Annotated in this window: 16 protein-coding genes; 2 read left to right on the top strand and 14 right to left on the bottom strand. The window is 47.4% G+C overall.

Annotation, left to right across the window (positions count from 1 at the left end):
- Nucleotides 1-20: 20 nt before the first annotated feature.
- The 4 genes from G493_RS0110880 to G493_RS0110865 are packed head-to-tail and all read right to left on the bottom strand — an operon-like array spanning nucleotide 21 to nucleotide 8,197.
- A complete protein-coding gene (locus tag G493_RS0110880; protein WP_232363743.1) occupies nucleotides 21-2,015 on the bottom strand; it encodes a DUF6785 family protein in 1,995 nt (664 codons plus the stop codon).
- Nucleotides 2,012-6,808, bottom strand: a complete 4,797-nt coding sequence (locus G493_RS28845; protein WP_051309227.1) for an FtsX-like permease family protein — start codon at nucleotides 6,806-6,808, stop codon at nucleotides 2,012-2,014. Before G493_RS28845 ends, G493_RS0110880 begins: the two co-directional genes overlap by 4 nt.
- Nucleotides 6,798-7,526 (bottom strand): ABC transporter ATP-binding protein, encoded by a 729-nt coding sequence (locus G493_RS0110870; RefSeq protein WP_028580405.1) that lies wholly within the window; start codon nucleotides 7,524-7,526, stop codon nucleotides 6,798-6,800. Before G493_RS0110870 ends, G493_RS28845 begins: the two co-directional genes overlap by 11 nt.
- Before the next feature lie 20 nt (nucleotides 7,527-7,546).
- A complete protein-coding gene (locus G493_RS0110865) occupies nucleotides 7,547-8,197 on the bottom strand; it encodes an ABC transporter permease (RefSeq protein WP_035274211.1) in 651 nt (216 codons plus the stop codon).
- A gap of 366 nt (nucleotides 8,198-8,563) precedes the next feature.
- Between G493_RS0110865 and ispH the strand changes: the two genes are divergently transcribed.
- Nucleotides 8,564-9,484, top strand: a complete 921-nt coding sequence (ispH, locus tag G493_RS0110855) for a 4-hydroxy-3-methylbut-2-enyl diphosphate reductase (protein ID WP_028580402.1) — start codon at nucleotides 8,564-8,566, stop codon at nucleotides 9,482-9,484.
- A 350-nt stretch (nucleotides 9,485-9,834) separates the two neighbouring features.
- Here the strand turns inward: ispH and G493_RS28840 are convergent, their stop codons facing one another.
- Genes G493_RS28840 through G493_RS28825 form a run of 9 tightly spaced genes read right to left on the bottom strand, consistent with a single transcriptional unit; the run spans nucleotide 9,835 to nucleotide 19,110 of the window.
- Entirely contained in the window at nucleotides 9,835-10,602 is a 768-nt protein-coding gene (locus G493_RS28840) for a DUF2334 domain-containing protein (RefSeq protein WP_051309226.1), read from the bottom strand.
- On the bottom strand, nucleotides 10,599-11,756 hold the full coding sequence (locus G493_RS0110840; RefSeq protein WP_028580400.1) for a glycosyltransferase family protein: 1,158 nt from the start codon (nucleotides 11,754-11,756) through the stop codon (nucleotides 10,599-10,601). Before G493_RS0110840 ends, G493_RS28840 begins: the two co-directional genes overlap by 4 nt.
- Before the next feature lie 4 nt (nucleotides 11,757-11,760).
- Complete coding sequence (locus G493_RS0110835; RefSeq protein ID WP_028580399.1) at nucleotides 11,761-12,366, bottom strand: histidine phosphatase family protein; 606 nt, start codon at nucleotides 12,364-12,366, stop codon at nucleotides 11,761-11,763.
- 1 nt (nucleotide 12,367) lies between these two features.
- Nucleotides 12,368-13,528, bottom strand: coding sequence for a glycosyltransferase family 4 protein (locus tag G493_RS0110830; protein WP_051309224.1), 1,161 nt, complete (start codon nucleotides 13,526-13,528; stop codon nucleotides 12,368-12,370).
- A 15-nt stretch (nucleotides 13,529-13,543) separates the two neighbouring features.
- Complete coding sequence (locus G493_RS0110825; protein ID WP_051309223.1) at nucleotides 13,544-14,818, bottom strand: glycosyltransferase family 4 protein; 1,275 nt, start codon at nucleotides 14,816-14,818, stop codon at nucleotides 13,544-13,546.
- Nucleotides 14,802-15,680 carry a divergent polysaccharide deacetylase family protein gene (locus tag G493_RS28835; RefSeq protein ID WP_084813530.1) on the bottom strand — a complete coding sequence of 293 codons (879 nt, stop codon included), beginning with the start codon at nucleotides 15,678-15,680 and terminating at the stop codon, nucleotides 14,802-14,804. The genes G493_RS0110825 and G493_RS28835 overlap by 17 nt, the downstream gene beginning before the upstream one ends.
- Nucleotides 15,681-15,685: 5 nt before the next feature.
- Nucleotides 15,686-16,702, bottom strand: a complete 1,017-nt coding sequence (locus G493_RS28830; RefSeq protein ID WP_051309221.1) for a polyprenyl synthetase family protein — start codon at nucleotides 16,700-16,702, stop codon at nucleotides 15,686-15,688.
- Nucleotides 16,686-18,665 carry an ATP-dependent DNA helicase gene (locus G493_RS0110810; protein ID WP_028580396.1) on the bottom strand — a complete coding sequence of 660 codons (1,980 nt, stop codon included), beginning with the start codon at nucleotides 18,663-18,665 and terminating at the stop codon, nucleotides 16,686-16,688. The genes G493_RS28830 and G493_RS0110810 overlap by 17 nt, the downstream gene beginning before the upstream one ends.
- Nucleotides 18,658-19,110, bottom strand: coding sequence for a HEAT repeat domain-containing protein (locus tag G493_RS28825; RefSeq protein WP_051309220.1), 453 nt, complete (start codon nucleotides 19,108-19,110; stop codon nucleotides 18,658-18,660). Before G493_RS28825 ends, G493_RS0110810 begins: the two co-directional genes overlap by 8 nt.
- Before the next feature lie 138 nt (nucleotides 19,111-19,248).
- On the opposite strand from G493_RS28825, the gene G493_RS0110800 reads away from it, so the two are divergent.
- Nucleotides 19,249-21,069, top strand: a complete 1,821-nt coding sequence (locus G493_RS0110800) for a response regulator (protein WP_028580395.1) — start codon at nucleotides 19,249-19,251, stop codon at nucleotides 21,067-21,069.
- A 239-nt stretch (nucleotides 21,070-21,308) separates the two neighbouring features.
- Here G493_RS0110800 and G493_RS0110795 read toward each other — a convergent pair whose 3' ends face one another.
- The gene (locus tag G493_RS0110795; protein ID WP_028580394.1) at nucleotides 21,309-22,529 is read right to left on the bottom strand and encodes a porin; all 1,221 of its coding nucleotides are present in this window, start codon (nucleotides 22,527-22,529) and stop codon (nucleotides 21,309-21,311) included.
- Between the last annotated feature and the right edge of the window lie 208 nt (nucleotides 22,530-22,737).

Raw genomic sequence — 22,737 nt, 5'->3', positions numbered from 1 at the left:
AGCAGGTTTGTGATGCCTGGTCAATCCGGCAGAACCTGATAGCTACCGTCGGCAAATAACCCTACCAGGGCCCAGGTACCTCCCATGAGTAGGTCTCCAATTATGAGTCCGATAAACAGCAGCTGCAGTTTGCGGAAAAGTCCCACCCCTCCGTAGCGCATACAGAGTGCATTGCAGAGCCAGCCAATGAAAAAAGAAAACCAGAGGATGCGCATCGCTGAGGAATAAGCGGTCAGGTAGCCGATTGGATGGATAGGCCACCAGTAAAAACGGTGATAGCATGTTACCAGCAGGGCCATGACCACGGCGCCTATAATCACAAAAATTTTAACCCATTTCCCGGCCTCGACCCCTGTTTCATTCAACCGAACGATATTTTCATACATGGTCAGAGATGTTTGCGTAGCCCATTCCAGCTGCAGTTCCCTAATACCATATTTATAACACAGCATGATCATGGCCAGGAAAGAAGCCATTACTGCTGTGAGTATTGTCAGGCCAATGCCAAAGAGTAAAAGCCTTCTGTTTGCCATGGTGTGATGAATCTGGCGGGCATGCAGTAGTGAGGGACTTAAGGACTCTCGGAGATCGACAAAGAGCATTTTCTGTGCAGCTGCAGCGATTACCAAACCAATTTTACTGAAGATTCCAGGGCCGAATAGAATAAGTAATCCATCAAGGGGTGCAGCCGTGAGTGTAAAGTAGGCCAGACCTCCCTGGCAGATAACCCGTGATGCAACCAGAGTAATCATAAAAAAGGCACAGATGGTCAGCAATGCGGTTCCCGGTCTCATGCCAAAGCATACACCCCATCCGGCCAGGGCAACCATACCCACCGCTGCAATCCAGAAGGAGAGACGTATGGAAAACCATTCGGTATTGATGGACAGGGGAGTAGTGGTGAAGGCCTGCCTGACAATATGCCGTAGGTGATTGCGGGAAAGCCAGAGAAGGAAACAAAAAAATACACCATAAGCACCAATCATCTGCGTTTCTTCCACAAAGGCCAGAGTGGGCCCAAAGGTTACTCCCAGTGATGATGCGGGGATAGTATACCCCATGAGTGCAAGGATACCGAAAAGGAGACCGCCCAGAATGTAAAAGAGCCAGCAACTGAGCGAAACCTGTCTGGCTGTGAGAAAGGCGAACCCAATAAATGCAGGGTAAATGAAGATTTTGAGCTTGCTGAATCCCGATAATAGCCCGACTTTGGGAAAGTAAGGGCCAGCCAGAAGCAGGGTGGGGATCGAGGGTACTGAAGGATAGTAATAACTTAAACCATTGAGAAGATGCAGGCAGACGGGTAGAGAAAACCCCACAAGAAGGTAAGGGTGTAGAAAGAATGAGCCCATTTGTCCCTTTTCCAGACTGCTGCTTATCATCTGGGGAACCTGGAGCAGGGGAAAGTTCATACGTTCATTATGTATCCATTGCCTGGAAAAGAGATTGATCAGGCAGATGAGCACAGTGTAGCAGAGCAGAATAAAAATTCCCCAGAAGAGTATGGGAGCTATCCATGCTTGCCAGGGAATGGTTGAAAAAATCTCCAGCCAGTCCATCTGCCGGCCTCCAGCCAACCCATCGTAAAGTGTTTTGACAGCTTCCTGATCAGGGTAAAGTTTTTGGGGGAGCAATGGTTGGAGAGTGTCGATCCAGTTATTTTCAGATGTGGCAAATTGAAAGGGAACAGTCAGGTTGAGAAACATCGTTCGTGCCAGGCCGGTATATGCTATACCTGAGGCGATAACCATCTGAATCCATATTACCAGGAGTTCAGGGCCTGTCATCAGGCGTGAGTTCCTAAAAATATGGGTAAGGATGCCTGTTACCAGGATTGAGATAAGAAAAATATAAAAGGGTGCCAGAGGAAAGTGCCCTCCGCCAAGGGGCGTGGCGTGATGATAGATGTTGTTGACCGGCGTCAGAATGCAGATGCCGACGCTCAAAATAACACCAACCAGAATGGATCGAAGACGTATGCGGGATGCAGAGGTGTTTTTTTTCGATTTCATCATTGCTGGCCCTCCTGACCTGCAGTGTGCAGGAGAAGTTGGGCATAGTGCTTTTTATCGTTGTCATGCAGTGAACGCCAGATAAGCAGCTGTTTGCGCAGGCTGTGTACAAAAGAGGTATTGACCCTTTTCCACACACCGGCTTCACCTGATCTTCTATTGAGGACGACGCTTATTTCGAGAAAATCTTTACCTTCTCTTGCGTGGCAGAAGCTGAGGTCAACCCATTGCATAATGCCAAAATCAAAAGGTGCCAGCCAGACTTTTGCTCTGATGTGCAAGCAATCTTCGGCCATGGGCAGGCGTTGAAGGCCTAATGCGGTTAACTGGCATGTTTCCACAATTTCTATGGGACCTGTGGAAAATAACCCGTGTGAAACATCCTGATGGGTGCTGAAATACTCATAGAGGAAACCACATATGGAGTGGTGCTCATGATAACGCATGAGAAATGGCAGCGTCAGGGTTATTGCATCGTTTTCCGGAGCAGGCATGACCCAGCTTCGATTGACATCAGGGATGGCAATACTGGCAGCGACTTTGGAAGGGTATATAACTGAGAGTAAAACCACAGCCATGACAAGAAACATGGCCGCTACTCCGGCTGTGGAGGAATAATTGACAGTTATCCCCTGCCAGAGTGGGGTGTCTGCAAGAAATCCGGCAAGGGTTTGGGCCAGCAGGTATCCAAGTACCACGGAAATTATTGCAAAAGCCATGGCTTCAGCAATAAACAGAAATGAAACATGGCGGGGAGCAAGGCCCACTGACGTATAGATACCTATTTCTTTTTTTCGTTCAAACACAGAGCTGATCATAGTGTTAAGAACTATGAGTATGGAAATGAGCAAAGGGATAATGATGTTCGGCATCCCTGAATAGCTCATGGCATCGCTTGCGTGAAACACAGATACCCCGTTTTGATCACTGCGAAACAGAGTAAAATTAAAACGGTCAGAGAGAAAAGAGAGTGAGTTGTCTTTAGCTTGTTCCGGAATAATCAGGGCAATGCTTTTCAACATTCCACCCATGGCAAGCAAGGTGTCTGCCGGGATAATTGCAATCTGGTCCGGGTCTATATGGCGATATCTCCCCTGGTAAGTCTGAATGTCTTCCCCAGATTCCATGGCTTCCTGTTCTTCATCACTCAATTCACGTACGGACTGAGAGGGAAAGACAACCGGGGTTATAATCTCTTCATCCAGGTCTGGATGTTGACGAAAACCGTCTTCAGAGAAAAGACCGACCACCTGAAACGAAACACCCCAGAGAACAATGGAGTCCTTGCCTGCAATACCAGGATGAATGTTAGCTCTGTGCGCAAGTTTTTCCGGCAGGAGAATGACGTTACGTTCGTCTGGATTGAACCATCGACCAGCAACCAGGGTTTCATGGAGACGGCTGATTTGAGGCTCCTGCGAGGAAAGCCCTATCAACCCCTGGATGGTGAACTGATTGTTCGTCATGCGCAGCTGAATATCTGCGCTTCTGGTCAAATCTTCGTTACTGTACCATATTCTGGGGCCGACCGTGACCTGTGAATCAAACAGGGAAGAAAACATCGTGAGTGTCTGCCTGGGCAGGTCGTTCCAGGCCATATCTTTAAGGAGATAACCAGTATAGCTCCCCTGCTCGGCAAAATGTAATTCATTTTGGCGTCGGGTGGAGCTGACACTGGTAAAACTCATGATGGTAAACGTGAGAATAATCAACGTCAGGCAAGTCAGGCCGGTGCGCATCTTTCGTCGATTAAGATTTGAAACGCCAAGATAAAAAGCTGCTGTAAATGCTTTCCAGCTTGAGAGTTCCGTGGCTTTGGTCATGGAAGCCCTGCGTTGCAACATGATCATCTGTTGTTCAAAGCGAAAGAAAATGATCAGAGTGACCAGAAAAGACAGTCCTATGATAAAAAACGCGATAATTACGACCGTAGGGCTGTAAGCCAGCTTGAAAGCAGGATGGACATTGGCTATGAGGGCGATGAGCAGAACAAGGATGCCCGTAAAAGCGATGATACGTTTATAAATTGAGGTATAGGCAAAGAGCAGCCTTTCCATGCAGAAGGCAAAGGGAACGAAAAGAGCTATATAGAACAAGACGCCAAATAGGACATCTTTCTGGGTTTGTTCAACGTGTGTGTACACACGATCTGCAAGTGCCCAGGATGCGGTGGCATTGGCAAACATACGGTCGTAACGCTTATCCTGCAGCGCCTGATGACTTTTTTTGAGTGCCGCAAGCCCTTGTTCCTGCAGGGCGTTAATGTATTCGTCAAAGATGCCATGCTGCTCCAGATTCCGAATTCTCGGGGCGAGCAGGGCCCACATATCACGTGCCACGAGGTAACTGGTATGATGCAGGGAGGGGTGTGCTGAAACTTTATAACCGTTACCCATCGGAGTCTCTGACGAGCCGTTTGTCAGGATAAGTTTTTTATCCAGTAGTGTATCAGAAAGGGTCAGTTTCATTCTTGTTTCAGGTTCGAGAAACAGAGAAGCTATGGTGGAAGACCTGGTGTCAATGCGGCTATACCAGTAACGTACCGGCGGCGCTTCTCTGGCACCGTCTATAAGCTGAAGTTTGGTCAGGTATCTCAGGCTCCGCGGTTCCAGGAGATTAAAAATGGTCGTCTGGGAGCAGTTGAACATGATCAGGTCAGTACGCATGTCCTGCCGCTGCATTTTCAGACGATAGGCCGCTTTGCCTGTCAGTTTTTTATCAATGGCCCCAAGCACGGCACCATCCTTGGTGGAAAAGATGTATCCCTCAAAAATTACTTTGTCCTGTACATGTTTTTTGTCAGCGACCCCCTTCAGGAGGAATTGCCCCTGACTGTTTGCCTGCAAGTGATAACGAGCCGGCCCCTGATAGATCAGCAATATGGATCCCGGTGCTGGTTGTTCGGCAAATAATTCACCGTGAAGAAGCAGGCTGGTTTTACCCGTAACTGTTGCAAAACCATTGCGTAAAGAGTTGCTGACAGAGAGGTCAGACCGATCCAAAGCAGTTATCAGATGTTCTAGAACCTGGTGCTGTTGAGTAACCTTTTGCCATTGGATATTATGTATCTGGTCAAAAGGTGTTCCCCACCAGCAACGTGAATCACCTGTGGTAGCCAGGGTGATTCCGGGCAGTCCTGCAAGGGCTGTAACTTCTCCACCCAGATGAGGTTTATCCGGCAGGAGATCCTCCCAGGGATGCAAGCGGTCGGGTCTGAGGGTTGATATAAATGGAAATGGTGTTTTTTCTTGAGAAACAGCCTGATGCAGAATTTGATGGAATTCCCTGTATGAGCCGGTTCTGTTAATCCGTTCACGAAGGGGATACATGAAGCCCTGGTTAAAGGCGGCCAGGCCGTCACCGTGGCTTGAGAGGTGAAGCGATACAAACAGTCTTGGTTCATATTCCAACACAAGGGAACGGAATTCTCGTTGTTGCTCAAGTCGTTTCCTGTCAGCCTTCAATTCCCTGATCACTCCTGTGTGAAGCTCTTGAGCTTTTTGAGCCAGGCTGACAAGAACCTCTAGTTCCTCAGGATTTAGAGAGCTGAAGTCTTTTTTCCAGGAGATCCGTCGGAGTTTAATCCTGGTATCGGCCAACTGTTGTACCTTCGCGGTTATCAGTGACGACTGCTCCTGCATGCGCATTGACATAAGGCGATTGGATAGTTCGTCAATTTTGAGTTTGAGAGACTCACGAATACTATCTCCAAAGGAGGTGCTGTTTTCAGCTACAGCTTTGTGCTGAAGAAAGGCGGACAGGGTTTTTAAGTAGGCCGTCCGTGTCTTAAGCTCCTGCCTCTGCTGTTTCGAGATAGTGCGGAACATTTTTCCTGTGCTCGTCAGCGACCATACCATTTCGCGCATGCCGGCCAACTCCTGATCGTGTCCGCTTGTAGCCAGCAGGAGAAAGGAGTGTTGAGGAGGATGATTATGGAGGTAATCAGCAAGTTGAAGGAGGGAGGCTATGGACAGTGCCTCATCTGCTCCGGGAGCAGTGTCAGCAACATTTTGTGATGCATCAAAAAAGGCTTCCACCACAATGAGCTGTTCTTTTTTCTGTGCATCTGATCCTTGGAAAAATGCATAGATATTGTCTGATTCATGTTGCTGCCATTGTACTGCACTTTGCAGGCGAATCTGTTCAGCAATTTTTCCAGGGGCAAGGTCAGGATAGAGTTGGCTGAGGCGTTTTTTTGGTATCCAGAAACAAGGAAATTGGATAGGCGTAAGTTCCTGTTTTTCTGTAAACAGTTCCTTGAAGCTTTGCCCTGAATCCAGGTAGATCAAAGCCTGGGCGCCGAGGTTGGCGGCATTAAGCCAGTTTGTACCGGAATCGAAGTCCATGAGGACTATGGATCCACGAATATCCAACCCGTTGAAATCACGGAGTTCCCCTTTGCCCACATACAGAAGTGGACCTTGAATGCCTTCAGCAGGAAGGTTTTGCGGGGTAATGGCATTATAATACAACGGATGAAGTTCCATACGCTGTTCACCAACCATGAGGGTTGATCCGCCATGTTTTCTAACAGGGAGGGTAAAGGGGAGTTTGCCTGTCTGCCCAGAGGTTGCCAGAGAAAAACGGTGTAGGATATATTCAGCAGCTCGTTTTTCTCCGCTGCTTCCTGTGGATCGATCACCGTAACTGGCCAGCTCGGTGACGGTCTGTTGAAGATCAGCAAGGTGGGGTGCGGGCATCTCTGCGAGGCAGGATAGAGGTCTGCCAAATACAGTGAAAAGGCCGATGATCAGGAATGCTATGCAGGACTGTCTGAAAAGGATATCACTTTTCATCAATGGTCCCCACGGAAATGTTCAGCTCATCCCTTTGCTCGATTTTGTCAATACGACCGTCTCGAATCCAGATTACTTCATCTGAGACATTGAGCATCTTGAAGTCGTGGGTTGCTGAAATAACAGTGACACCACGTTCAATGCTCATTTGTTTGAGCAGGGTAATAATTTCTTCTCCAGTGGTGAGATCCAGGTTTCCGGTGGGTTCGTCAGCAAGGATGATGGCAGGAGTGTTGGCCAGTGCTCTGGCAACGGCCACCCGTTGCTGTTGCCCTCCTGAGAGTTCAGATGGCTTATGATGATATCGCTGGTCCAGTCCAACCTGTTTAAGGAGTTCCATACCTCGTTCATTGGCTTCATCACTCCCTGTACCGGCAAACGTCATGGGAAGGGTGACATTTTCCAGGGCTGTCATGACAGGAATAAGGTTAAATGTTTGAAATATATATCCTATTTTTCGGCACCGCAGCCAGGCAAGTTCGTAGGCATCCAGTTGGGCAACATCAACTTCATCTATGAAGACTTTTCCGGAAGTTGGTTTATCCAGACCTCCGATCATATTGAACAGGGTGGATTTTCCCGAACCAGATGGCCCCATTATAGATATATAGCGACCAGTACTTATGGTTAAACTGATGCCTTTAAGAACTTCAAGGGTGTGGTCTCCCAGCTGAAAACTTTTTGTGACGTCTGTGGTCCGCACAATGGCATGTTCCATGGAATACCTCGTTTTCCTGTCTATTGTTCCATGCGCATGGCAACTACAGGTTGCATGCGGGCAGCTTGAAGCGCTGGATAGAGTACACCGATCAGGCTGAGCAGGCAGCCTATGGCTACAGCCTGAGATGCAGTTTGTAACAATTCCACTACGGGAAACGTACTCCAGATAAGGGAGCCGAAAGTAAAAAAAGACTGGAGAAGGCCAGCGATACTCCCCAAAAAGGCACCGGCAAGGGAACCGGCCAGCCCCTGCATGCCCGCTTCAAGTACAAAAAGGAGCAGTACCACTCTGTCAAGAGCTCCCAGACATTTCATCGTACCGATTTCTCTGAAACGCTCGGTAACAGCCATCAGTTGTGCATTGATAATACCTACCACACAAACAAGCAGCGCCAGGGTCATCAACCACTGTTGTTTGGGGCTTTCCCCAATAGCCTGTGTGTTTTCGTTGATGTCAAATCCTGTTTGGATGAGTTTTTGGATGGCAGCCTGGTTATGAGAAAGGAAAAGACTGTTGGCAAGGTCGTTCCAGGTTTGGGTATAGCTGAGAAACGCTACAGCCAGCACCAGGCTGGTCGTCGTCACCAGGGAACGAAAAAAACGCACCCGTATAGATTGAAATGCTATTTCAAGGGATTTTTTCAGGGGCAGAGGAGGCAGTCTTTCCATATCGTTCTCCTGGCATACTATGCAAACGCACTCATCTTACGGTCTTTCTTATGTACATTGAGTTGATTTAGATATATGTATGTCTCTTTTGCGAGTAGAAAACAGCATTCGTCGTTTTTTTTGGTATATTTATCAGCTGATGTTTCATCCTGTGATGTATCTCCTGCCAGATACCAGCCAGAGGGATATTTTGACACCTGTGGCAAGATATCTCTGCAAGGGCTGTTTGCGTGAAACAACACCTCTTTTTTTTATACCAAAGCCGTACATGAATTGAAATATAGGATTTTGTTAGGATGACTGAAGCGGGTATGGCAATGTTGCGGACCTGCTCCGAGTCATCTGCAGGGGAAAGGAGGAAATACAATGCAGGTTATGCTGGCACAACCTCGTGGCTTCTGCGCCGGTGTTAATCGGGCGATTGCCATCGTTAACAAAGCTCTTGAGCGGTATGGCGCACCTGTCTACGTTCTGCACGAAATAGTTCATAACACCCATGTTATAGCAGAGCTGACAACCAAGGGAGCTGTATTTGTTGAAAAACTTGAGGATATTCCCACAAGCTCCATTGCCATTTTCAGTGCACATGGGGTTTCCATGGCCATTCAGGAAAAGGCAAGAAGCCTGGATCTGCGAACCATTGATGCCACCTGCCCCTTGGTTTCCATGGTTCATAGACGGGTAACACGTCTGAATAGATTAGGGTATGACGTCATTGTAATAGGACATAAGGGGCATCCTGAAGTTGAGGGAACCTGTGGTCATGCGGTGGGAGCAGTGCATGTGTTGTCACGACCTGATGAAGTCTCCTCTCTGCAGGTGAATGATAGAACGAAAGTCGGATATGTGACGCAGACTACATTAAGCCTTGATGATACCAAGGATATCCTTGAGGCACTGTATCAAAAGTTTCCAGAGATGACGGCACCGGAGCGCACAGATATCTGTTATGCAACTACGAACCGTCAGGAGGCCGTTCGAAAACTGGCAAAACAGGTTGACATGGTATTTGTGGTTGGCTCGAAAAACAGTTCGAATTCAAATCGGCTTCGGGAGGTCGCTCAGCAAGAGGGGATTCCCGCCTACCTGATTGATCAAGCTGATGAAATTAATCCTGACTGGCTGATTAACGTGGAACATGTAGGGATAACAGCAGGAGCCTCGGCCCCGGAACATTTGGTTGGTCAGGTCATTGACTGGTTGCAGAAATTTGGATCTGTGACTGTAACTGAAATGCAGGGAAAAGTTGAAACTATTGCGTTTCAGATTCCAGATTTCAACGTTTGAGTTATAGCTGACCTGTTGCTTTGCCCTTGTGTTTTGTAGACAGGATATGCCTGGGAATATGAGGGCTTAATTGTGTTACTGGGTCCACACTGAGCAGATGCCCGGTATTGTTTTAAAAAATCGTTTGATGTTTTTTCTACGAGCTTGCCCTTCGTTGCATGGGGGGGCGTTCAGTATAAATACCGTGATTGCCTTTTCCGTTGTTGAAATCTATGAACTGGTGCTCTCCAATATCTGTACGTTGATTTTTCATCTAAACCACCGCGCTGATCAGTATCATGCATGAAAAGCGGTTGTGCACTTTACGGTAGCGGTGAACGTTTGCAGGTACGGGCTTATGCTGATATTTTTTACATACCGGCAAATTGTTTGTATCCTGATACCGGTATTTGAGCCTGCTGGATTATCTGCAGTAGAATTTCCATAAATTGAAAGGCATAGCTGTTCATGCGCTGATGATGGAGCATGAAGCCAAGAGTCCCAGTTTGCCCTGCTGTAACTATTTCATTCAGAAGATTTTTCCAGCCTGAAGGGGCATCAAGATCCGTTCTGGTATGCAGATCCACGTTGATATTCACCTCTGTAAGTGATGCCTTATGCTGGTTGCGTGGATCGTCAGATCTGGAAAGGATTTGGAACCCGTATTGCTCAAGGGCTGTCAGGGTATCTTCACTGCACCTGTTCCATGGAGGGGTGAACATGGGACAGAAAGCTTCTCCCATGATATTTTTTAAGATATCTCTTCCTTGTTGAATGTCTACAGCTACTTCCTGGGCAGTTCTGCTTGATCCGAATTCAGATTTTTTCCCTGTAGTTTCATGGTTGTGATGGGTATATCCATGTTGGTGCCAGCTCCAGAGAGGATTATTGGGCTCAAAATGGCTGTAGGAGTGCCAGCGTTTTTCATTGATCCAGGCAGGTACTACGGCAAGGCAAAGTGGAGTCTGGTAGCCCATGAAGAGTTCCATGAGCTGAGAAAACTGTTCTGCATCATCGCCGACATCATCAACACGAAAGAAGATGGAAGTTGCGGGCGTGGTGGAGAAAAGAGTTTCCAGTTCGTGTCTAATGTTTGCAGGAATCGTTTCATTCCAGAGTGTTGATGGAACGTATTTCATAGGATTTTCCTTTTGTCAGCAGCGGCCTGGCGCAGCGTCTTAGCTGAGTTTACAGCGCCGTTGATGTTGATTTCTGCAATCGTGGGTTGACAGGCCAGTGCCTGTTCCATACAACCAGCAAGCATACCTGGATCAAGATCTCTTGGTTCAAGCAGGAAAAAATGTGCTTTTTTTGAAAGCAGGCTGGCACGCATGTGCTGCTCGTGATTTTGGCTGAAAGGGAAAATGAGCGCTGGGCAACCAGCCTGCAGTAATTCCATGGTCGTATTATATCCGCCCATGGATACAGAGAGGGATGCCTGACGAAGAAGAGCCGGGAGATCCTGACAAAATGATTGAATCTCCACACTGTCTCCAGCAATATTCCGAAGGTGTGCCACGTCTTTCTGGTTGGCGTATGGGCCGGTAAAAACCAGCATTCTGGCGGGGATTTTTTTTTGCAGTATCTTCTGTGCTTTTACTGCAGCCATAAGGAGGTCCATACCTACGGAACCACTACCTGCACTGACCACAATATGCTGGATACCGGGCTGTAGTTTCTCTGTCTTGTGTACGGCAGAAATACTCTGGGTACGGCAGACATAACCAGTATAATGGATTGGTATGAGGATATCGTCAATTCTGGAAAAGGTTGCGTCCAGTGTAATGATAGATGCGTCTGCATGCACGAGAACCAGGTCAAAGAACGCATTGAGTCGGTCTACAGCCCGTTGTTCAAATTTGGTGGCGTTATCCCGTTCCACCAGAATATCCCGTACACTGCAGGCCACCAGACAGTCAGGAGCATGGGCGCGGGCATACCTGAGCAAAGGTTCCAGCTCAAACGTGAATGCATTACGGCCAAAGGGATAGAGCTCAATGAGTAGAATATCAGGCTCGATTTCTTTAAAGGACTTGAGCAGCATTTCTTTTCGCTGCTCTTTGGTCTGCATGAGGTTATCTGTTTCAGATGATGTCTGCAGGCCTGAAAATGTAGCATCCATCATCAGCGAAGGAAGTTGCAGGAGATGAATGTCTTTCGGAAATTCCACGGTTGTTTGCCTTCCGCCGAGGGCAAGAAAGACCTCCATATCAGAGCAGGCTTTTATCAGTTCCAGGGTGCGAATCAGGTGACCGATTCCAAGAACGTGCTGGCAATATACAAAAAGTCGCATTGGTTTATTGCTCCAGACCGAGGGCGTTTAATCTGTCCAGGAAAAGTGTTTGTGGGCTTGCCTTCAGAATATGCAGAGAATAGGGACGGATAATAGCAGGCTCTGTAGGAAGGAATTGTCTGCCTAACAGATGGTAGAGGATGCATTTGAGAACCCCCTGATGACTGACCACCAGCATATGTTTTCCCTGGTGTAGTGCCGCTGCCTGCAGGAGGGCTTTCCGCGCTCTTTTCAGTACCTCCTGCCTGGATTCTCCTTCAGGTGGCTGGAATTGCCAGCCCCGGCTTACTGCCTGGTTAAGCTCTATCAATTGCGTGTGTTTGAGTTGCCTGAGAGTTTGCCCTGTCCACATTCCCCAGTTTTGTTCCTGGAGCCCCTGGATGGTGAAAAACGGAATCTCAAGGGTTTGCTGAAGAATACGTCCTGTTTCTCTGGCTCGTTCAAGGGGACTGGTGATAATTATGTCCCATTGATAGGGGCGTAGAGTTTCTCCCCAACAGGCAACCATTTCCCTGCCTTTGGAAGAAAGTTGTATATCTGCTTGCCCCTGGATTCGCTTCTTACTGTTCCATGCAGTCAGACCGTGGCGGATAAGTCCAATGTGTGTCATGTTATGCATGTTTCTTTCGATACTCTGCAACTGTTCGTTGAATAATTTGTATTACCTGGAGATTGTTGCGATTTCTGTCATGTCTGTTCTGCACATATGATGTAGCCTTGAAGCCCATCTGTTTACGCAAACCAGCGTTTTCGAGCAGAAGTCGAATGTGTTCGCTGAAACTGTTCTTGTCTTGGAGGGGAATGAGAAAACCGGTGCGTTGATGCTGCATGATTTCAGGTATGCCTCCATTCTCACAGGCAACGACAGGTAGACCGCAGCATTGAGCCTCGAGGAATACCATACCAAGAGATTCGTTAAAGCCTGGAAAGGCAAAAAGATCGGCAGCTGAAAAATAGCGAAACATTTCCTGATGTGGCACTCTGCCCACAAAACGATATCGTCCGGCAGGCAATTGTTGCGCGTATGTGTGCAAACGGTTTCGTTCAACCCCATCACCTATGATCAGCAGGTGAAAATCAACCTGTTGTTTTACTAACTGCTGGCAGCAATCAATGATCCACTCTATTCCCAGGCTCTTGACATCTGCCCTGAACATGGCTGCCGTGCAGATGATAGGGGTTCCTGAAGGGATCTGCCACTGGCTGCGAAGCTGGTTTCTGGACTCCTGGTGAAATTGAAACTCACTAGTGGAAATCCCCGGCTTGACCATGTGGATTTTGTCCTGAGACACCAGTCGCTTGAGATTGAGATAATCCCGTTGCCTGTCTGTAATCAGCGTATCAGCTTTTTTCAGTGCATATCTGTTGAGCAGAAATCCAGGTAAAGTTTTCCATTGGCGGGAAAATTTAGTGGCATAACTTCCCTGTTGAATGATGTAAGGGCATTCTACTTTTCTGCTGAGAATAGGACCCAGGATATCCGGGGATTTATAATAGGAATGGTATGTAAACCAGCAATCCAGCTTCTGGTCCGCGAGACTGGAGGAAAGGCGACGGAACTCTTTGAATGCCCGGAGCAACAGGCGGGGACTTCTATAAATCCAGCGACAGCGAAGATTACTGGTTATAGTGACACTGTTCCCGTGAGACTCAAAGCTTTGTACAAGCCCCTTTGCAATGATCTGATCTCCCGAAGGATGAGGGTGTCCCAGTGGTTTGAAAGGAGCATAAAAGCCTATATGCATGCCTGAATTTCTGTTGGGACAAATCATATACCTACCAGATTATCAGGTCCCTGAGGCCAGAGCTGGAATATGATTTCGGTAAAGTCCTGAGAGTTGGGCAATGAGCTTGCTGTTGTCAAAATGTTGTTCCACATGCCTCCTTCCTTCTGAAATGAGTACATCACGAAGGGAATCTTCATGCAACACTTTTGTCAGAGCATTGGCTAAGGCCGCATCATCCTCAGGTTCTACCACCATCCCTGTTTGTTTGTTGATCAGGATTTCAGGTAGGGCTGAAACCCTGGTACCAACAGCGGGACAGCCAACGGCCAGACTTTCCACCAGCACATTGGGAATACCGTCTCTGTCCCCGTTTGGGGCGATATGGCACCCCAGAACAAAGACATCGGCTGATGCCAGTTCTTTGATAACCTCTTCGTGGGGCAGGGTGCCCAGGAGTCTGACCCGGTCACTCAGGCCAAGCTCACCAATCAATTCCAGAATCAGGCCACGGTCATCTCCGTCACCGATGAGTGTATAGGTGAAATCCATTCCCTGTTTGTGCAGTCTTGATAATGCCCTTAAGATAAAGGGTATACCCTTTTTTTCTGTCATTCGTGCCACTGTGAGGATGTGGAAGGGAGAATGCACAGGCTTGTTCTCGCGTTGCTCAAAGAGTGACAGGTCAATGCCATGATAGAGGCAGTATAGTGGTGTGGAACAACACAATTTACTCAGATAGTCCCTGTTATGGTTTGTACAGGTAAATACCATAGATGCCTTTTCAATTTTTTCACGAAGTTGCTCCGGCTTGGAGGTGTAGATATCCTTGGCATGGGCAGTAAAACTGAAGGGCAGGCCACTGAGTATGCTGGTGAAAAAGGCTACAGAAGTGGGGGAATGAGCAAAGTGGGCATGGAGGTGGACAATTTCCGGAGATGGCTGTAGCAGACGTTCCGTTACATAACAGGCTTGGAGGAGGTGTTTGATGGTTCCCAGATTCTGACTTCTCTGAAAACGTTCACCGGCCTTCCGAAGACCCTGGAGAAACGTGTGCGGTTTCCTCACTGCACAAAGCGACGCAGCTGCAAACAATCGATTGAATTCATGAAAAAGATCTGTCGGTAAATAATCGACCTGAGCCTTTATACGGGTCACTGATTCATGGCAGAAGGGTTCCCTTGGGTGTCGCATGGAAAAAATGCGGATGGGGATACCATGTTGCTCAAGGCGCAGAATTTCGTTGGAAATAAAGGTTTCCGAGATGCGTGGAAACCCCTTGAGAAGCATAGCCAGGGTCGGTGTCTTGATAGTTTCTTTCCTATTGGACGAGCTCATGAACTCCAACCAGATGAACGGATTTAAGAAGAGACGGCGCACACTGATCAAGAGCATTGAGCGTAGCTGTATTCGGGTGACCGATTCCGATCGCTGATCCTTTTTGACTGGCGATGTGCGTGAGTTGTTTGATTTGATGGCAAATTTTATCTGTTTGGTGCACGTTGTCCAGAAATACATGCCTTCTTGCCGTTGGTATATGCATGGCACTGGCCTGGGCAAACCCGACTGATTGGGCGGAAGTAAAAGAATCAACGAAAAACAGGTGATGCCGGGCAAGAACAGTCAGAACATCTTTCATTGCAGATTGCTGTTCTGTAAAAAGGGAGCCCATGTGATTGTTGACGCCTATGGCATATGGAACTCGGCTTATAAGTGTGCTGGTTTTCTGTTGGATTTGAGCTGGGGATTCCTTTAGCATGAGGGCATCCTGACCAGGGTTCCATTTTTGTCCTTTGGGTTCCATGGGGAGATGTATGAGAATATCCCTGCCGTTTGCATGTGCCATTTCTGCCAGTTCTAAAGTGTGCGGAGCGTTGGGCAGAAAAGAAAAGGTGAGATTGAGTTTCAGATCAATCAGTTTTTTTCCCAGGGACTGATGGTGGCCCATATCATCAATGATCAGGGCAATGACAGGAACAGTATCACCTTTTTCAGGCAAAACAGTTGTCTGCTGTTGCAGCAACTCCTGAAGCACACTGTGACTTGGAGAATTGGGTTCCTCAAAAATTATGGAATGTTCCATGGGCGATTCCGTGGGAGAATCTGGATATTCGTCTGCAGACTGCCCACAGGCTGAAAACATAGCTCCCTGAAGACACGTCAAGAGCACCAGTATGGAATATCGGAAAGAAGTTCGCATGGGGATTATTTATTACGCGCCAGGATATAATCAGCTAAGCCGAGCAGAATCGAGAGTTGTTCTGCGTGTTGTGCAGGATCGAAAAGGGAAAGAGAATTCTTGGCCCGCTCGATGAGTTCGTTTGCAGTTGTACCTGCAGATTCAAACCCCTGGTACGTGTTGATAAAAGTAAATATCTTTTGATATGTTTGGGGCAACTCCCGCTCATGTCTGATAAGTCGCTCCACTTCCAACCGTTCGTTTTCTGAGCTTTTTTGTAAAGCACGCAGAAGAGGCAAGGTGATTTTGCCTTCAACCAGGTCATTGCCGACAGTTTTACCTGTGTTTTTCTCTTCACCCTGATAGTCCAGGATGTCATCGATTATCTGGAATGCTGAACCAAGACATTGCCCATAGAGTCCAATGTTAGCAAGCTGCTGTTTATCTGCCCCTGCATAAAGAGCACCTACCTGGCAGGCTGATGCAATGAGATTACCTGTTTTGCATTCAATAATCTTGAAATAATTTTCTTCGTGCAGAGAGATGTCTCGTACGTATCTGTTTTGCAGAAACTCACCATTTACCATGCCTTCAGTTGCCTTACAGAATATCGACAATCCAGGAGGTCCTGTAAGTTCAGCAATGATAAACATACTACGTGAGAGGAGCCAGTCGCCGGCCAGTATTGCTTTTTCCTGACCATATTTGGCGGCAAGGGATAATCGTCCTCTCCTTTTGGACGCATTGTCAATAATATCGTCATGTACCAGGCTTGCCACGTGCAGATATTCAAAGGCTGAAGCAAGGCGGTAAAGGGAAATGTCATCTCTTCCGCACAGGCGGGAGCAGGCTGCAACGAGGACAGGACGAACTTTTTTGCCCCCCCCAAATAATGCGTAATTGATAATTTCAATGAGATCAGGATCACAACCTTCCAATGAGGCTGAGATGTCCTCACGCATGGCGATATCAATAGGGGTATGTATCTCCTTCAGGAGGAGGGAAAGGACGTTCTGGTTTTGTTCACTAGTATTCTTGTTCATATTCTTTCTGGAAAAAATCAGCCACCAAGCGGTATTCCCGCACAAGTGGACTTGGAGGGAGGCTTTTGAGAAAGCGGCGACCATACCCTTTTGTAAAGAGTCTGATATCAAGAATGGCTATGACGCCCCTGTCTTGTGCCGTTCTCATGAGTCTTCCCGCTCCCTGTCTGAGACTCAAAATCGCTCGTGGCACCTGAAAATCAAAAAAAGGATTGCCTCCATTGGCTTTGATGCGGTTAACACGTGCCATAATAACAGGGTCGCTGGGGACTTCAAATGGTAATTTGTCCATGACGAGAAGACTTAATGATTCTCCCGGTATATCCACCCCTTCCCAAAAGCTCGAAACAGCGAATAATACAGAGTGGATATCTGTGGTAAATCGTTGCAATAGAACTTTTCTTGGTGCTTCTCCCTGCATATGGAGGGGATACGGCAGACGGTTTTTCAGAAACTGATAGGCCGTTTCCATAGCTTTAAAAGAGGTAAACAGCAACAGGGCCCGCCCGTCGGCCAGGGTAACCAGCTTTTCCAACTGTTGATGTACTGCATCTGAATACCCCTGAGCTGTAGGTTCTGGAAAAGGTTTGTTGGGCACATACAGCCTCGTCCGATTGGCATAATCAAATGGGGAGGGAAAAGAAAGGGTTGTTGTATCTGCAGGCAATCCCAGGCGGCCAAGAAAATAGGAAAAGTTTCCCCCAGTGGTCAGGGTGGCAGAGGTGAAAACACAGCTTTGTACCGATGCAAACAGTGTGCTCTGCAGTTCGTGGGAGATATCTACAGGAGTGGCATGCAGAGAAAGATTTTTCTCTGTTCGGTCATACCAGTATGTGTAGTAGGAGGGTGTATTCTCCTCTTCTGGTGTTGGAATCGCAGTGATTTGTTCCAATCTTGCGTTCAGTTCAATGCTGCGTTGTCCGTAATGCTCCCACGGGGCATCGCCTTTGGGAAGGGCCTCCAGGCATTGTGTAAGCTTGTCCAAATTGGTTTGTATACTTTGTGTGGCCTCTCTTACAGCCTTTCGGGTGAGAAAGTCGGGGTCAAGGGGGAAGCGGCCTCTCTCGTTTGGGAAAAGAAGGGAGAAGGCATCCATTGCTCTGATGCATCTGGTGGTGTGGCTGAAAACTTTTTTTCGTTTGTCTGTTCCCAACTCTGTATCTGCACTACGTTCTATGTCATGAACAAGATCTGCCACCTGGTAACGCGAAAAAGTATGCCCGAAAAAAGTTGTTGCCACCTGCTCAAGGTGATGCGCTTCATCGAAGATAACGCCTTCGTATCTGGGAAGAACCTCTCCGTAACCGCTCTTTCTGACCGCCAGATCAGAGCAGAGAAGATGATGGTTTACAATGAGAATGGAACAATTGGCTGCGTCTTTTCGTAACCTGGTCAAAAAGCAACTGGCGGTATCAGGACAGTCTGCACCCAGGCAGGTGTGGGATTGGCAGCAGATTCGCTGCCAGAGTGGAGCGGAAGAGGGGAGCCACGCTATTTCCGTTCGTTCTCCATACTCGGTTTCTTCTACCCATTCTTCAATCTGTCGGATATCGTCATCTTCAATGATTCTTCCCTGATGGCTACTTAATTCCTGGTGCCATCGATGCAGGCAGAGATAGTTTTGCCTTCCCTTGACGGACATGGCCCGCAATCCGGGCTGGATATGTTTTTGTATAAAGGGTATCTCTCTTTCAAGTATCTGGTCCTGCAGGTTTCTGGTATTGGTGGAAATAATAATTTTTTTCCCGCTGCACGCTGCCGGCACCAGATACGCAAGCGTCTTGCCCAAACCGGTCTCAGCTTCAATCACCAGGCATTCTGCCTGGTCAGTGCTGTCATATTGGTTCGGAATGTGGGTCAGGAGAGATGCAACCGCATCTGCCATTTCTTGTTGACCTGGGCGTGGTTCATGGTGCTTCAGGTTTTTTGCGAGGATCCCTTGGGGACCGAAGTACTCATTCATCGGGTGTGTTTCCTAAAATATCTGCAGCAATTTCCCTGACCTGCTGGTCTGAGTCGTGTTTTATCGTATTTATCAATTGCAGGGCGTCCGGGGTGTTGATTATTCCGAGAATATTGGCAGCCTCTCCCCGGACCCAAGGCTGCTTATGTTGCAGGGATCTGGCAAGGGATGGTAAGGCGAGGGAAATTCTACTTGAAGAATCTGCAAGGAGATATTCGAACAGAACCGCTACCCCAAGGCGGACGGCAAATCGTTCATCCTGGAGAAGTTTGCCCACCCATTCGAAGTAACGATCTTCCTGCCTGAACATGGCTACAATATTTTCAACATGTCCCATGGCAAGAAAATCAGCCATAACATGGAGCAATTCTTCGTCACTCACTTCGGCCTGTGGGGGGGCGGGGTCAAGGGCCGCATCTCTTTGATTAGTGTTTGCAGTATTCACAGGGAATCCATCTCCTTGTTGTGAAATAAAGTCGTGAAATGTATTTCTGATTTTCCCGGAACTTGACACATACTATATTCGAGAGTAGAAGAAAAGAAATGGCTTTTTATCATTCTTTCATTCTATCCTTCCAGGTTAATGCACGATTCACAAAACCATATAGATGAATCTCTCGAGCAGACGGATGAACTGCTGAGCCAGGGAGAAGTGATCCTTCTTGTTGACGACTTCCCTGATATCGTTGACTTGATTAAGGAGTTTCTGGATAAAGAGGGCATGCCAACCATCACTGCCGGCTCTGCGGCAGAACTGCATCATCTGCTTACCCAGCAACATGTAGCTCTGGTTTTGCTGGATATCGGTTTACCCGATGCAGATGGTAAAGAGCTTATACCTGTTCTTAAGGAAACCGATCCCGATCTGTCCATCATCATGTTGACTGCGGTCAATGATTTACAGACAGCTCTTTCCTGCCTGCGCCACGGAGCCGATGACTATTTGGCAAAACCCGTCCACTTTGCAGATCTTCTTACCACCCTGCGCAAGGTACTTGAGAAAAGAAGGCTGAAGATCAACAACAGGCGTTATCAACGTCAGATTGAGCAGGCGCGTTTTCGTATACAGCTGGCCCATGAGCTGGCCATTAAAATGAATACAGCCTATCTCAGCCTGGTGGAACTCGATGAAATCCTCCAGGCAGTATTGGTAGGAATCACCGCCGATGAAGGGTTGCAGTTTAACAGAGCCTTTCTGCTGTTGTTTGATGAGGAGGGGCAAGTACTGAAAGGGCGAATGGCCATTGGACCGGGAAGCAGGGAAGATGGCGGTCGCATCTGGAACAATATCCGTGAACTTGATTTGGGACTACATGATTTGTTGAGCCAGAGTGATGTCCTTGTCAGTGATTCTGAAGTGAATCGTATTGTAAAGTCATTGCGGATTCCTGCTGCGGATGAGGAAAATATTTTTATTCGCTCGGTCAACCTCCGAAAAACCATCAATGTTGTCAACGGTCAGGCCGAATATCCTGTATCAATTGAACTGATGGGGCAATTACAGGAAGAAAGTTTTGTCATTGTTCCACTCTATTCTTCCAGCCGTTCGCTTGGAGTATTGATAGCAGATCATTTCGTTTCCCACAGGCCTATTACCGAAGAGCGAATCAAAGCTCTGGAGAGTTTTGCCAGCCAGGCCAGTCTGGCCATCGAACATTGCCATCTCTATATGGATATGGAGCGGAAAATTAAAGAGCTCCAAGCCATGGCAGAAGAGTTAGAAAAAAATAAAGATCTTTTAGTTGAGGCAGAGCGTTATTCTGCTGTCGGCCATATGGCAGCTCAATTGGCACACAATATCCGCAATCCCATAACCTCCATTGGGGGAACAGCACGTCTTTTATCTAGAAAAACAGATGATCCTAGTTGGCTGCAGTTTCTCAACATGATGACTTCTGAAGCAGAAAAAATAGAGCGCACCTTGGAAGATCTGTTTAACTTTGTCGAGCAGATCAGGCCGGAAAAACAAGATGTTGCCTTAAATGATCTGCTGGAGAAATCATTGCTTCTGCATTACCAGACATTTACCGATTGCGGCATTCATTATAAATTGGTGACCGAGGAGGGAGAAGAGCCGAGGGTCTTTGTCGATCCGCGATTATTTCAACAGGTGATGGTGCACCTTATCCGAAACAGTGTGGAGGCTATGCCTTCAGGGGGAGAGTTGGTTGTTCGGGTTGAAAAAATGGAAGAGTACATCCAGGTCAGTTTGCGTGATACCGGTATTGGTCTTACCTCAGCAAACCTTGAACATGCGACAGATCCATTTTATACCACTAAAACCTTTGGCACAGGTATGGGACTGGCTCTGGTGAAGCGCATTATTGAGGACCACCAGGGTAATTTTTACCTACAGGACGCAAATGGAGGTGGAACCGAGGCTATCATTCGGTTGCCCCTGTGACCTGTCTGAATAAAAGCTCCACTCCGAAGGTTGCGGGTCCCCTTTTACAATATTGACTATTCACACCATCATAACCTGGTAAGAAGACGTTGCCTTTATTCTTGTTTCGCCTCTATTGAAGTTCGCTGTGGATGTTTTGTGAGATGTTTTTTGGATAAGGATAAAAAAAGGCGGATCCTGCTAAGCAGAATCCGCCTTTTCACTAATTTAGACTTGATGTCTGGCTACTATAGGGAAAATTAGAAGCTTACTTCGAATTTACCATAGGTAGCAAATGCACCGTCGTCTTCCAGTGTGGAATCGTCGAAATCAGGCATCAGGTAACCAGCGTACCATGAGAAGGTAGCGCCTTTAGAGATGTTGTATGCCATTACACCGGAAATTTCAAAGAAATCAACGTCTGCATTGTCTGCTTCAGCATCAACGGTGGCGTAAGCCAGGTTACCGGTCAGGGCAAGGGCCTCAGAGACAGCATAGTTGGTGCGAACACCCATGATGAGCCAGTCTCCGCCTTCACCAACATTAACAACGGTGGTAGGCTCGTCGACACCCATCATCTGGTAACCATAAATGGCGTCAGGCATGAAGCCGTCCTGGGTCATGGCAATGTCCAGAGCGATGGAAAGGGCATCCATTTTGTAGGTACCTTTTACGTATCCACCCCAGCTGTCATCTTCAGTTTTGTTCCAGTCTGTCAGACCTTCTTCGACATATGCGATTTCAGTATCGAGAGCAAACATACCTAAATCAGCATTGGCATATACGGAACCGAAGAAACCTTCGTTCTCGTTGTCTGTGTAGAGACCCCAGATGCTTCCATCTGCGAGAATGTACAGTTCTTCACTTGTGGTGTCGTCACTTTGGTAACCAGCGATGAAACCTGCGCTCCAGTTATCCATTTTAACGGTCAGAGCAGTACCGAAACGTTCTGTGTCGTTGTCTTCCATGTAGTCATAAGCGTTACCATCATGACCTTCTTTCATGATCTCCCAGAAAGGAATGATTTCCAGGGTATCGGTGGTGTAGAAACCACGGATACCTGACATTCCGATATCTTCGAGAAGGAAGAGGTTACCGTAGTTAACACGGTATTTACCAGCTTCGATTTTAAAGTTGTCACTAAAAGGAATACCCAAGTAACCGTAATCAGACCATACGTTGTAATCGTTACTTGCATCAGGTCCGCCATTGAAGTCTGTGTCAACCAGACGGATACGAGCGGTTACGTAGGCACCACCAGCAGCCTGGCCTTTGAATTTCAGACGAACACGGGAGTCCCATTTGTCGTAATTATAGCCGTTGTTGAAATTCCCGAAATACACATTGTCCAGATACCTGAGACGTACACGGGAATCACCGCTGATAGTTACACCGGTTTCGTCTTCAGCGAAAGCGTTGTTGGCAACAAAGCAACTACCAGCCATGAGCAGTGCAGCACTTGTGGCAATTATTTTTTTCATCTTCATCTCCTTTGCAGGGTTTAAAAAGTTCCTCGTTCAAGCAACAATATAGATCGTAGTTACAACTTCATCTTACGCTTGTAGAGTAAAACGAGGCGAGACACACGTCAAGTTTTTTTTACTGACGGTATAAATTTTTTTACTTTACCTGCCTACAGGTTGAAACAATTACAAAAAAACAGCAGGACTATGTATGGAAAAAAATATT

The sequence above is a fragment of the Desulfogranum japonicum DSM 18378 genome (genome assembly GCF_000429945.1).
Lineage (GTDB): Bacteria > Desulfobacterota > Desulfobulbia > Desulfobulbales > Desulfobulbaceae > Desulfogranum > Desulfogranum japonicum.
Note: the sequence above shows the minus strand (reverse complement) of the source record. Positions and strands in the feature narration are given on the sequence as shown.

Excerpts from the sequence above, each read along its gene's own strand:
- G493_RS0110880 (WP_232363743.1), bottom strand. The coding sequence starts at position 2,015 with ATGATGAAATCGAAAAAAAACACCTCTGCATCCCGCATACGTCTTCGA.
- G493_RS28845 (WP_051309227.1), bottom strand. The coding sequence starts at position 6,808 with ATGAAAAGTGATATCCTTTTCAGACAGTCCTGCATAGCATTCCTGATC.
- G493_RS0110870 (WP_028580405.1), bottom strand. The coding sequence starts at position 7,526 with ATGGAACATGCCATTGTGCGGACCACAGACGTCACAAAAAGTTTTCAG.
- G493_RS0110865 (WP_035274211.1), bottom strand. The coding sequence starts at position 8,197 with ATGGAAAGACTGCCTCCTCTGCCCCTGAAAAAATCCCTTGAAATAGCA.
- ispH (WP_028580402.1), top strand. The coding sequence starts at position 8,564 with ATGCAGGTTATGCTGGCACAACCTCGTGGCTTCTGCGCCGGTGTTAAT.
- G493_RS28840 (WP_051309226.1), bottom strand. The coding sequence starts at position 10,602 with ATGAAATACGTTCCATCAACACTCTGGAATGAAACGATTCCTGCAAAC.
- G493_RS0110840 (WP_028580400.1), bottom strand. The coding sequence starts at position 11,756 with ATGCGACTTTTTGTATATTGCCAGCACGTTCTTGGAATCGGTCACCTG.
- G493_RS0110835 (WP_028580399.1), bottom strand. The coding sequence starts at position 12,366 with ATGACACACATTGGACTTATCCGCCACGGTCTGACTGCATGGAACAGT.
- G493_RS0110830 (WP_051309224.1), bottom strand. The coding sequence starts at position 13,528 with ATGATTTGTCCCAACAGAAATTCAGGCATGCATATAGGCTTTTATGCT.
- G493_RS0110825 (WP_051309223.1), bottom strand. The coding sequence starts at position 14,818 with ATGAGCTCGTCCAATAGGAAAGAAACTATCAAGACACCGACCCTGGCT.
- G493_RS28835 (WP_084813530.1), bottom strand. The coding sequence starts at position 15,680 with ATGCGAACTTCTTTCCGATATTCCATACTGGTGCTCTTGACGTGTCTT.
- G493_RS28830 (WP_051309221.1), bottom strand. The coding sequence starts at position 16,702 with ATGAACAAGAATACTAGTGAACAAAACCAGAACGTCCTTTCCCTCCTC.
- G493_RS0110810 (WP_028580396.1), bottom strand. The coding sequence starts at position 18,665 with ATGAATGAGTACTTCGGTCCCCAAGGGATCCTCGCAAAAAACCTGAAG.
- G493_RS0110800 (WP_028580395.1), top strand. The coding sequence starts at position 19,249 with ATGCACGATTCACAAAACCATATAGATGAATCTCTCGAGCAGACGGAT.
- G493_RS0110795 (WP_028580394.1), bottom strand. The coding sequence starts at position 22,529 with ATGAAAAAAATAATTGCCACAAGTGCTGCACTGCTCATGGCTGGTAGT.